12 protein-coding genes are annotated in these 12,270 nt (G+C 25.7%); 7 read left to right on the top strand and 5 right to left on the bottom strand.

What is annotated here, in order from left to right; genetic code table 11:
* Positions 1–31: 31 nt before the first annotated feature.
* On the top strand, positions 32–433 hold the full coding sequence (locus HF862_RS02105) for a single-stranded DNA-binding protein (RefSeq protein WP_170186280.1): 402 nt from the start codon (positions 32–34) through the stop codon (positions 431–433).
* Positions 434–495: 62 nt separating this feature from the next.
* Positions 496–2,034 (top strand): glutamine-hydrolyzing GMP synthase, encoded by a 1,539-nt coding sequence (gene guaA, locus HF862_RS02110; RefSeq protein WP_170186281.1) that lies wholly within the window; start codon positions 496–498, stop codon positions 2,032–2,034.
* 178 nt (positions 2,035–2,212) lie between these two features.
* Here guaA and HF862_RS02115 read toward each other — a convergent pair whose 3' ends face one another.
* Both HF862_RS02115 and HF862_RS02120 read right to left on the bottom strand, forming a co-directional pair.
* Positions 2,213–3,421: a sodium/glutamate symporter gene (locus HF862_RS02115; protein WP_170186282.1), complete on the bottom strand. Its 1,209-nt coding sequence runs from the start codon at positions 3,419–3,421 to the stop codon at positions 2,213–2,215.
* Positions 3,422–3,571: 150 nt separating this feature from the next.
* A complete protein-coding gene (locus tag HF862_RS02120; RefSeq protein WP_170186283.1) occupies positions 3,572–4,882 on the bottom strand; it encodes a tetratricopeptide repeat protein in 1,311 nt (436 codons plus the stop codon).
* Between the two features lie 236 nt (positions 4,883–5,118).
* Between HF862_RS02120 and HF862_RS02125 the strand changes: the two genes are divergently transcribed.
* Positions 5,119–6,144, top strand: a complete 1,026-nt coding sequence (locus HF862_RS02125; RefSeq protein ID WP_170186284.1) for a hypothetical protein — start codon at positions 5,119–5,121, stop codon at positions 6,142–6,144.
* A 30-nt stretch (positions 6,145–6,174) separates the two neighbouring features.
* On the opposite strand, the gene HF862_RS02130 is transcribed toward HF862_RS02125, so the two are convergent.
* Genes HF862_RS02130 through HF862_RS02140 form a run of 3 tightly spaced genes read right to left on the bottom strand, consistent with a single transcriptional unit; the run spans position 6,175 to position 7,680 of the window.
* A complete protein-coding gene (locus tag HF862_RS02130; protein WP_170186285.1) occupies positions 6,175–6,513 on the bottom strand; it encodes a hypothetical protein in 339 nt (112 codons plus the stop codon).
* A 46-nt stretch (positions 6,514–6,559) separates the two neighbouring features.
* The gene (locus HF862_RS02135) at positions 6,560–7,345 is read right to left on the bottom strand and encodes an HAD-IIA family hydrolase (RefSeq protein WP_170186286.1); all 786 of its coding nucleotides are present in this window, start codon (positions 7,343–7,345) and stop codon (positions 6,560–6,562) included.
* A 44-nt stretch (positions 7,346–7,389) separates the two neighbouring features.
* Entirely contained in the window at positions 7,390–7,680 is a 291-nt protein-coding gene (locus HF862_RS02140) for a hypothetical protein (RefSeq protein ID WP_170186287.1), read from the bottom strand.
* 211 nt (positions 7,681–7,891) lie between these two features.
* On the opposite strand from HF862_RS02140, the gene codB reads away from it, so the two are divergent.
* The 4 genes from codB to trkA all read left to right on the top strand — a co-directional run bounded on the left by codB (position 7,892) and on the right by trkA (position 12,265).
* Positions 7,892–9,133 (top strand): cytosine permease, encoded by a 1,242-nt coding sequence (gene codB, locus HF862_RS02145; RefSeq protein ID WP_240934759.1) that lies wholly within the window; start codon positions 7,892–7,894, stop codon positions 9,131–9,133.
* A gap of 13 nt (positions 9,134–9,146) precedes the next feature.
* Complete coding sequence (gene codA / locus HF862_RS02150) at positions 9,147–10,382, top strand: cytosine deaminase (protein WP_170186289.1); 1,236 nt, start codon at positions 9,147–9,149, stop codon at positions 10,380–10,382.
* A gap of 108 nt (positions 10,383–10,490) precedes the next feature.
* Entirely contained in the window at positions 10,491–10,823 is a 333-nt protein-coding gene (locus tag HF862_RS02155) for a DMT family protein (RefSeq protein WP_170186290.1), read from the top strand.
* An 86-nt stretch (positions 10,824–10,909) separates the two neighbouring features.
* Positions 10,910–12,265, top strand: coding sequence for a Trk system potassium transporter TrkA (gene trkA / locus HF862_RS02160; protein ID WP_170186291.1), 1,356 nt, complete (start codon positions 10,910–10,912; stop codon positions 12,263–12,265).
* Positions 12,266–12,270 lie beyond the last annotated feature (5 nt).

The raw sequence follows: 12,270 nt of genomic DNA on the forward strand, positions 1-12,270 counted from the left end.
TTTAATAAAGATAAGATGGAGGTTTTTTATTATGAACATAGTAATTTTAACTGGAAGATTAACTAGAGACCCCGAATTAAAATATGGACAAAGTGGAAAAGCTTATTCTAGATTTTCCTTAGCTGTTGACAGACCTTTTTCTAAAGGAGAAGCTGATTTTATTAACTGTGTGGCTTTTGGAAAAACAGCAGAGCTTGTTGGAGAATATTTAAGAAAAGGTAGAAAAGTAGGAATTAATGGTTCTCTTCAAATGAATAGATATGAAGTTAATGGAGAAAAAAGAACTTCATATGATGTTTTAGTTAATAGTTTAGAGTTTTTAGAAGCAAAGGGAACTTCAACTGGTGCTGACGACAATTATTCTTCACATGAGACTGTATCAGAACCAACTCCGTCATTTAGTCAAATGGATGATGACGAATTTCCATTCTAAAAATAATTTAATTTTTAGTTATTAAAATTTTTTACATATATTTTTAATTTTATGGAGGAAAAATGAAAAAAAACAGTATTGTTATTCTTGATTTTGGTTCTCAATACAACCAATTAATTGCAAGAAGAATTAGAGAGATGGGAGTTTATGCTGAGATTGTTCCTTATTATGAACCTCTTGAAAAAATAAAAGAAAGAGAACCTAAAGGAATTATTCTTTCTGGTGGACCTGCCTCTGTTTATTTAGAAGATGCATATATGATAGATAAAGCTCTTTATGATTTAGGTATTCCTGTTCTTGCTGTATGCTATGGTATGCAACTTACAAACCATTTACTTGGAGGAAAAGTTGAAGCTGCTGATAAGCAAGAATTTGGAAAAGCTATATTAGTTCTTGATGATTCTACAAATCCATTATTTGAAGGAATCCCTAATAATTCTCAAGTATGGATGAGCCACCAAGACCATGTTGTTAAAATGGCTCCTGGATTTGTTCAAATAGCTCACACTGATTCTTGTATCGCTACTTGCTACAACAAAGAGAAAAATATTTATTGTGTTCAATTCCATCCAGAAGTTACTCATTCTGAATATGGAAAAGAAATTTATAGAAATTTTGTATTTAATGTAGCTAAATGTGAAAAAAATTGGAGTATGAATAACTACATTGAAGAAACTATAAAAAATATAAAAGAAAAAGTTGGAGATAAAAAAGTTTTACTTGGTCTTTCTGGAGGAGTTGATTCTTCTGTAGCTGCCACTCTTATCCATAGAGCTATTGGAGACCAATTAACTTGTATTTTTGTTGATACAGGACTTTTAAGAAAAGATGAAGCTAAAACTGTTATGCAAGTATATGGAGAAAATTTCCATATGAATATTAAATGTGTAGATGCTGAAGAAAGATTCCTTTCTAAATTAGCTGGTGTATCTGACCCTGAAACTAAGAGAAAAATAATTGGAAAAGAATTTATTGAAGTATTTAATGAAGAAGCTTCTAAACTTACTGATGTTACATTCTTAGCACAAGGAACTATATATCCAGATGTTATTGAGTCTCAATCTGTAAAAGGACCTTCAATGACTATAAAATCTCATCATAATGTTGGTGGATTACCAAAAGAAATGAAATTCACTCTATTAGAGCCATTAAGAGAATTATTTAAAGATGAAGTTAGACAAGTCGGAAGAGAATTAGGAATTCCTGACCATATGATTGATAGACATCCATTCCCAGGTCCAGGACTTGGAATAAGAATCTTAGGAGAAGTTTCTAAAGAAAAAGCTGATATCTTAAGAGAAGCTGATGCTATATTTATTGAAGAACTTAGAAAAGCTGACCTTTATAACAAAGTTAGCCAAGCTTTTGTAGTTTTATTACCTGTAAAATCTGTTGGAGTTATGGGGGACTTTAGAACTTATGAGTATACTGCAGTTTTAAGATCAGCTAATACTATAGATTTCATGACTGCTACTTGGTCTAAATTACCTTATGAATTCTTAGAAAAAGTTTCTAATAGAATTATCAATGAAGTTAAAGGAATCAATAGATTGACTTATGATATTTCTTCTAAACCACCTGCAACAATTGAGTGGGAATAGTTGTCACAATTTTTAAATTCGTTTTATTTAAAGAATTTATAAAAATCGAAATAAAGTATTGAGCACAAATTGATCATATAAATAAAAAAGCACAAATTTATTGTGCTTTTTTATTTATAATTTTATTTTTTATATGTAAAAAACTTATTTAATTATAATTCCATATAAAAATATTCTTTTACTTAAATAAATTTAAGAAGAATGTAATTATAGCAGCGTTTGTAAAGTTACTAATTAATCCTCCAATTACTGGAACAACAAAGAATGCTATTTTAGAATATCCATATTTATCACAAACAGTTTTCATTGTAGCCATAGCCACTGGTACAGCTCCTAAACCAAATCCTGTATGACCAACAGCCATTACAGCTCCATCATAGTTTTTGCCAAGTAATCTGAAAGAAATTATTCCAGCAAATAAAACTATAAACACTACTTGCCCAATTAATAAAATTATCATAGGAATAGCTAAGTCAGCTAATTGCCATAATTTCATTGTCATAATAGACATTGTAACAAACATTGCTAATGAAATTTCTCCTAAAGTATCAATAGATTCATACAGAGCCTCATCTTCACCTTTTACTTTGTCATAAACATTTCTTATTATTAATCCACCTAACATACATAATACATGAATTGGTAAACTTACACCTGGTAATAATTTTTTTAAGATTAAAAATAATAAAGAACCAAATCCACAAGCTAAAAACATTAAACTTGTTGCTTTTAAAGCTCTATCTTTATTCATTATAAATTGTTTTTGACTAGCTTTTTCCATCTCTTGTATTTCTTCAGCTGTAGAATTTCCTTTTAATCCATACCTTTGAACAATAGCATTTCCTAAAGGTCCTCCTACTATACAACCTGAAATTAAACCAAAAGTAGCAGCTGCTATAGCTACCTCAACAGCTCCTGTAGCTCCCATTTTCTCAGCTATTGGAGCAAATGAAGCAGCATTTCCATGTCCTCCTGTCATTGGAATAGAACCTGTCATCAAAGCTATCAAAGGACTAATATTCATTATTTTTCCTAACCCAACAGCAATTACATTTTGTAAAAAAGCTGTAACAGCTGCTAATATTGAGAAAATTAAAATTAATTTTCCTCCTTTTTTTAAAAGTCCAAGACCAGCAGCAGCTCCACTAGCTGCAAAGAATAAACAATAAAAAATAGTATTCACTGTACCACTATCAAATTTAAAAATTGCAATTTTTGAAATATATAAGATACAAGCCAATATTGAAAATAAAAGTCCCCCAACAACTGCTGATGGAATACAATATTTTTTTAATATTGTAAATTTATTTCTTAAAAAATCTCCTAACCAAATAAGTAAAACAGTAACAGCCATTGTTTGAAACACATCAATTTTTAATTCTAACATCTTTTTTTAGATAAATTAAATTTATCTATCCTCCTTTTTAAATTTTAAATCATTACAAAATTATACTCTTTATTCTATCATATTTTATAAATTTAGTCTAGTTTTTTATGTAATATAAACTTTTTATAAAAAATATCTATATCGATTATTTTAAAAATTTTTTAATAACTTTTCTTCAATTAAATTTAATCTAATTTTAGCCTCTTTTGTATCAGATTCTAAATAATATTTTTTAGCTAAGCCAAAATTCTTTTGTTCTTCATAAACTATTCCCAATAAATACTTTGCTTCTAAATTATTTTTATCTTCTATTGCTACTTTTAAATATTTTTCTGCTTTTTCATCTTCATTCAACTTTAAATAAATTTTTCCTAAATAAAAAGAAATTTCTCTTTTCATAATAAGGTCCTCATAAACATCTAAATCATCAACATAATCTAAAGCAAGAAGATAATATTTTTCAGCTTTCTTTAATTCATTATTTTCTTCATAAATCTTAGCTATTTCATAAGCATATTCAAAAAGATTATTTTCCTCTACTATTGATAAATATTTTTCAGCTTCTTCATAATTTTTTACTTTAAGATAAGCTTTACATAAATTATATTTTATTTTTTCCTTTTTATTATACCAAGTATAAAAATCTAACTCTTTGTCTTCTAGAATCTTGTAATATTTTATAGCTCTAATATAATCTTCTTTTTCCATACATTTTTCTGCAAATTCAAAGATATACTTAAAATCTACATTTCCAATTAATAATTTTAAATATTTTTCCGATAATTCAAAATTCTTACGTTGTTCATAGAGTTTATGAAGTTCTTTTTGACAATCAATATCATCTTTTTCGGCTCCTAATATAAAATATTTTTCTGACAACTCATAATCATGATATTCTTTATATAAATCTCCTAAAAAATAATATGCTGTTGAATTATCTCCAGCTAATTTCAAATATTCTTCACATTTTCCAAAATCATCTTTTTTATGATAAATCATAGCTAAATATAAACATACATCTGGGTCGTCTTCTATTGACATTTTTTTCCATGTTTCTATTGCTAAATCCTCTTGATTATTTTTATAATATAAGTAACCTAAATTAAAAATAGCTTTTTTATTTCCTTGTTCAATAGAAAGATTATAATATTTTATAGCCAAATCTATTTGACATTGTTTTTTATAGACTGTTCCTAAATAATTTTGAAATTCTGAATTTCCTTTATCTGCATACTCTTTTAAATATTTTTCTGCTAAATTTAACTTTTTATCATCTAAATATAATTTTCCTAACTCTAATTGTCCTTCGACACTACTATTTTTAGTAGCCATATCAAAATATTTTTCTGATAATGAAATCATATTTATTTTATAATAAATTTTTCCTAATTCAACCATAGCATTTATATTATTATTTTCAATTATCTCTTTTTTTAATTGTTCTATTTTTAATTCTTCCATCCTAAACCTCCTTTACTATTTTATTGTATTTTTATTATATCATATTTTTATATTTATATGGAATTTAAATAAAAATATTAAGTAATATTATATTTTCTTCTAAAAAATATACATTTCTTTCAAAAATAAATATACTATTTGATAATTTTCTCTCTATTATTTTTTATATTTTTATAAAAATAATTTTTTATGTTACAATATATTATTAAATAATATTATAATAAGGAGGAGCTATTTTGAATTTTTTAAAAAGTATTTATTTTGAAATGTCAAAAAGTGAAAAAGAACTTCTAATCAAATTTCTTCTTTGCTCTATTTTAGGTTTTAGCTTTGCTTGGATAATAAATGAACCATTTAGTATAGCAGCCCCTGTTACAGCAAGTCTTATAGTTTACACAGATAGAGGATATGTTGGTTCTTTAAAATATGGAGGAAAAAGAATTTTAGTTCAAATTCTTGAAGGAATACTAGTTATAGGATTAATTATGTTTTTTCATTATTTAAAATTTCAACTTCCTATTCCACTTTTAATTATAATTTCTTCTTGTATTGCTATATGTATAAGTCTTCCTATTAATTATAAATGGCAAATAGCTCCTCTTCCTATTACTTTAATTGTTTCTATTTTTATTATTGCTATTGGTTATGTTGGAAATGGAAAATATCTATATTTTAGATTATCGCATTGTATAGCTGGATTTATTATAGCGTATTTTATAAATTGGATTTTTATGCCTCATAAAGACCGTTATAAATTAGCTCTTTTTCAATTAAAAAATTGTGGTTCTTTTATTCTAGAAAAATTACCTAAAGATTTAAAAATTTCTAATTTTCCTCAAACCTCATTAAATGAAATTAATTTTGCAAATATAAAAAATATTCTTCAAAAAAATATAGTTCTTTTAAAAGAAGATAGTAAAAATACTCTTCCTTTTGGAAAAAAATATAAACATCCCGAAGAAAAAATATTTTACTTAACTAATTTAATAGTTCTTTTAAACCATATAGAAACTTTAGAAAAAGATATAAACAAATATGAAAAAAATTTATCTGAAAATTTTAAAAATATTCTGAGAAAAGAAATTAATAATATAGGTATTTTTTATTTTTCTTTTATTGAATATTTTGAAAATAACATTAATTATTCTAAAACTATCCTTGAAAATAATATTTCATTTAAAAACCCTTTTGAAATTATTGTTTTTTCAGATATTATTCGTTGTAAAGAAATAATAAATATATTAAACTCAAAAATTTTATAATAAAAAAGAAGAGAGAATATCTCTTCTTTTTTATTTTTTTATTATTTTATATTTAATTACTTTCATTTTTTTGTCATTTGATTCTGCAAATCCATTAGTTGCTTTTCCTTCATCTATTCCCTCTATTTCTAATTCAACTTCTGAATAATTACCTTCTTCTTTTTCAACTAAATCTTTCATGTAATTATTTAAAATTTCTACTTTTTCATCATCACTATACAACCAATAATTTATTTCACTATCTTTATCTTGAAAAATTCTTATTTCATGTCCAAATGTATAAATTCCCTCATACTTTTTTATTTTAGTATTAGTGCAATTTGAAAATAGTAATCCTATAATAGATAAAACAGCTAACTTTTTTATCATAAATTTATCTCCTTTTATTATAGGTTGATATATAATTTTTATAAACTTAGATAAGTTCTATCATATCTTTTACAGAATTAAATATATAATCTGGTTTATAAATTGATTCTTTTAAAGTTTCTTCAGTTGTTTCTCCACTCATCACTAAAACTGATGTTATTCCATTGTCAAGTCCTGTTCTTATATCTGTATAAAGTCTATCACCCACAATTGCTGTTTCTTCTTTTGAAATATTATATTTTTCAATAATTCCATCTATTATATATTTATTAGGTTTCCCTATAACTAAAGGTATTTTTCCTGTTACTGCTTTTATCATCTCTATCATAGAACCTGTATCAGGCATACATTTTCCTCCATCTAAAGGACATACAAAATCTGGATGTGTTGCTATATATGGAACTCCAGCAAAAATATAGTCACAAGCTATCCAAATTTTATCATAAGTTAATGTTGTATCAAAACCTAAAACTACAAAATCTACTTTTTTATCTCTTTCTTTAACTATTTCAAAACCAGATTTTATAAATGCTTCTTCTAAAAATTCATTTCCTAATAAAAATATTCTAGCTCCTTTTTTTATTTTATTTAAATAAATAATAGTTGCTTCTGTTGACCCAAAAATTTCTTCTACATCAGCATCTATCCCTAATTTTTTTAACTTTTCAACATAAGCTTCTCTATTTTTAGAAGAATTATTAGTCATAAAAATATATTTTTTATCCCTTGCTTTTATCTTTTCTAAAAATTCTTTTGCTCCTTCTATTAATTGGTTACCTAGATATAATGTTCCATCCATATCCAACAGAAAATATTTTTTGTTTTCTATCATCTTTTCTCCTTTATATTTTGACTTATTAAAAGCCTTAGATTAGTCTAAGGCTTTATTATTTGAAAATTTGGGTTTATTAATGCCTTTATATATATTTGTCCATCTTTTTCTTCTACAATAAAATTAATTTCATCTTTTTCTTCTAATATTCTTTTTATTTTTTCAATTACTTCTTTTTTCTTATTTAGAAAAATTGTAAAATCTATATTAAAATCATATCTAGAATTTACTTTAAAAGAAGAACCTAAGGCAGTTTCATTAATAATTTTTTCTTCTGTACATACTATTTCTCTTACAAAATTACCAAAGCAATCATAAAGTATTATTTTTTTCATAAATTCTACCACCTTTCTTTATTTATACCTCTATATTATATATATAGCTTATCTTTTCAAAAAAATCAATTTTATTTATTATTTAGACGCAGAAAATTGAAAAATATCTTTTGTTAATTTATTTTTTTCTAAATATAAAACGCTCTTGTTATATTACTATTTTTTTGTTATAATATTTTGCTAATAAAATTTTTTATAAAAGGAGAAAATGATGTCATCAAACATTAAAAGGGAAAAATTTGAAGATAGTGAATACTCATTATCAGAAGTACCAAAGTCGAAAAAAACTCAAGGACTTTGGGCTGCAATGGTTGTTCTTGTAGGATTTACTTTTTTTACTCCTAGTATGACAGCTGGAGGAAATCTTGGTATTGGAATGAATATAAAAAATTTCTTTACTGTAGTGGCCTTGGGAAACGCTTTTTTAGGAGTTTATTGTGGATTACTTGCCTATATTGGACAAAAAACAGGTTTAACTTTAGACCTTCTTGGTCGTTATTCTTTTGGAAAAATTGGTTCTTATTTACCATCAGCTTTAATTAGTTTTACACAAATTGGTTGGTTCGGTGTTGGAGTTGCTATGTTTGCTATTCCTGTATCTGGACTTACTAAAATTCCTGTATGGATTTTAATTTTAATTACAGGAATTATTATGACTATAACTGCATATAAAGGAATAAAAGCTTTAGCTATTCTTGGTTCTATAGCTGTTCCTTTAATTGCTATCTTGGGAATTTATTCTATTAATTGGGGAATATCAGAAGTTGGAGGATTTATAAATGTATTTAAAGAAAATCCAATTAATCCTTTAACTCTTTCTACAGGAATTGCTATTGTAGTTGGTTCTTTTATTTCTGGCGGAACTGCTACTCCTAACTTTACTCGTTTTGCTAAAGATTCTAAGACAGCTATCATAGCTACTGTTATAGCTTTCTTTATTGGAAATTCAATTATGATGATTTTTGGAGCTGTTGGAGGAGCTGTTACTGGAATTCCTGATATATTTGATATTTTAATTTTACAAGGATTAGCTATTCCAGCTACTATCACTCTTGGTTTAAATATTTGGACTACTAATAATAATGCTCTATATACAGCTGGACTTGGTGTTTCAAATATTACAAAAATTAATATGAAACCTATGGTTTTAGTTGGAGGATTTATTGGAACTCTTACAGCCATTTGGTTATATTATAATTTTGTTGGGTTCTTAAGTCTTTTAAGTGGAATGATTCCTCCTGTTGGAATTGTTATTATTCTTCATTACTTTTTACATAAAAATGAATATTCTAAAAAAGAAATTCCTAATTTTAATATGAGTGGTATTATGGGAGTTATTGTTGGTTCTTTTATAGGAATTTTTGTTTCTGTAGGAATAAAACCTATAAACTCTTTAATAAGTGCTGCTATTGTGTTTATTATTTTAGATAAAATTTTAACTAAAAAAAATTAAAAGGAGAATATGCATGTTAATAAAAAATATTTTTATTGAAAATAGTAAAGAAACTAGTGATATTAGAATAGAAAATGGTATTTTTAAAACAATAGGTAAAAATCTATCTCCTTTACCTAATGAAGAGGTTTTAGATTGTAAAGGAAAATCAGCTTTTCCTCCATTTATTGAAAGTCATGTTCATTTAGATACTTGTCTTACTGCAGGAGACCCTGTATGGAATATGTCAGGGACTCTATTTGAAGGAATTGAATGTTGGGCTAAAAGAAAAGAAAAATTAAGTAAAGAAGATGTTAAAGATAGAGCTCGTCGTGCTATAAAAATGCAAGTAGCTAATGGAGTTCAACATATTCGTACTCATGTAGATGTTACTGACCCTACTCTCATTGCTATGCAAGGAATGATTGAATTAAGAGAAGAATTAAAAGATATTGTTAATATACAAATAGTTGCTTTCCCTCAAGAAGGAATTTTAAGTTATCCTAATGGAAAGGAATTATTAGAAAATGCTGTAAAAATGGGAGCTGATTGTGTCGGAGCTATTCCACATTTTGAATTTACTCGTGAATATGCTGTTGAAAGTGTAAATTATTGTATTGAACTAGCTTTAAAATATAATAAATTAGTAGATGTTCATTGTGATGAAATTGATGATGAACAATCTAAAGGTTTAGAAGTCTTAGCTTGTAGAGCTTTAGAAACTGGATTAAAAGATAAAGTTACAGCTAGTCATACTACAGCTATGCATAGTTATAACAATGCTTATTGTAGTAAATTATTCCGTCTTTTAGGAATGAGTGATATAAACTTTGTTTGTAATCCTCTTGTTAATACTCATCTACAAGGTAGATTTGATACTTATCCAAAACGTCGTGGAGTTACTAGAGTAAAAGAGTTATTAGCTAATGGAAATAATGTTTCTTTTGGACATGATGATATTTTTGACCCTTGGTATCCATTAGGAACAGGAAATATGATGACTGTTGCTCATATGGGATTACATGTTTGTCAAATGATGGGATACGAAGAAATTATGAATAGTTATAAATTAATTACATACAACGCTGCTAAAACTTTAAACCTTGGAGATTCTTATGGAATTAAAGAAGGAAATCCAGCAAGTTTCTTAATAATTAATAGTGATAATTTCTATAATGCCTTAAATAATCAAAGTGAAATTTTATATCATTTTAATAAAGGAAAAGTTATTGCTTCTACAAAACCTGCTGTAAAAGAAATTTTCTTTTAATTAAATTTTAAATAATATTTTGGGGTTGTTACATTTTATAGAATTGCTAATAAAAATTTGTAACATCCCTTTTTTATTATAATTTTTTTATTCACAAAAGGAGGATTTATGAAATTTTTACCTATTGGTCTTCTATTTATTTCTAATATTTTTATGTCTTTTGCTTGGTATGGTCATTTAAAAAATACAAATAGTGCTCTTTGGTATGCTATTATTACAAGTTGGGGAATTGCTTTTTTAGAATATTGTTTTTCTATACCAGCAAACAGAATAGGTTCTCATTTTTTTACTGTTGCTCAATTAAAAATTATACAAGAAGTTATTACTTTAGTAGTATTCTCTGGTTTTTCTGTTCTTTATTTAAAACAAGAGTTCAAACTAAATTATATTTATGCTTTCATTTGTTTAATAGGAGCTGTTTATTTTATGTTTAAAAAATAACTATTTTTATCTTATTGTTTATTTTTATATTTTTTGATATAATTTATTCAGATTAAAATATAAATATAACTATAGGGAGTTTAAAAATGAAAATAATTATTGTTGGGGCTGGAAAAGTAGGTGAATTATTGTGTAATGACCTTTCCAATGAAGGAAATGACATTACTCTTATTGAAACCGATTCTAAAATTTTGGATAAAGTCTTATCATACTACGATATTATGGGAATTGTAGGAAATGGAACTGACTGTGATACTTTAAAAGAAGCTTATGTTGATAGTGCAGATATTTTTCTTGCTGTCACTCAATCTGATGAAATAAATATTATTTCATCTATTATGGCAAAAAAATTAGGAGCCAAATATACTATTGCTCGTGTTAGAAATCCTTTATACTTTTCACAAATGAATTTTATGAGTGAATCTTTAGGTATTGATAGACTTTTAAATCCTGAAGCTGAGGCAGCATTTTTTATCTCTAAAAATTTAGAGTTTCCTAATGCATTAAATGTTGAAACTTTTGCTAAAAACAAAGTTACTATGGTTGAGTTTTTAGTTCAAAAAGAAAGTTATATTGATGGTATAAAATTAAAAGATTTTAAACACAATCATTTTAATAATATTTTAGTTTGTATAGTTGAAAGGGGACAAGAAGTTTTTATTCCAACAGGGAATTTTATTTTAAAAGCTGGAGATAAAATTTATATAACAGGATATCCAGATGATATTCAAGAATTTTCTAAATCTTTAGGTAATAATGATGAAAAAATAAAATCTGTTATGATTATAGGTGGTGGAAAAATAACTCACTACTTAATACAACTTTTATTAGAAAAGAAAATCAATGTTAAAGTTATTGAAAATGATGCAAAAAAAGCTAGAGTATTAAGTGAAATTTTTGAGGATGCTACTATTGTTCATGGAGATGGAACTGATAATGAATTATTAGAAGAGGAAAATTTTAGAAATTATGATGCTTTAATTTCTCTTACAGGAATAGATGAAGAAAACATTATTCTTTCTCTATATGCAAATAAAGTTGGAATTAAAAAGACTATTACAAAAATAAATGGTATTTCTCTTTTCAATGTTTTAGAAATCGTTGGACTTCAATCAATTATAACACCTAAAAAAATAGTTGCTGACCATATTGTTAAAATTGTAAGGTCTCTAATTAGTTCTCAAGAAGAAAATATAGAAACTTTATATAGAATTTCTGAAAATAAGGTTGAAGCAATAGAATTTAAGGTTCCTAAAACAAGTTTAATTACTAATGTTCCTCTAAAGGAATTAAATATTAAAGAAAATCTTTTGATTCTTTATATAATTAGAGAAAATTCTGTTATTTTTCCTAAAGGTGATGATATAATTTTACCTGAAGATAGAATTATTATTATTACAACTGAAAAATATCTAAATGATGTTAATAAAATTTTAAAATAGTGGTG

This window comes from Fusobacterium sp. FSA-380-WT-3A (genome assembly GCF_012843705.1).
Taxonomy (GTDB): Bacteria; Fusobacteriota; Fusobacteriia; order Fusobacteriales; family Fusobacteriaceae; genus Fusobacterium_B.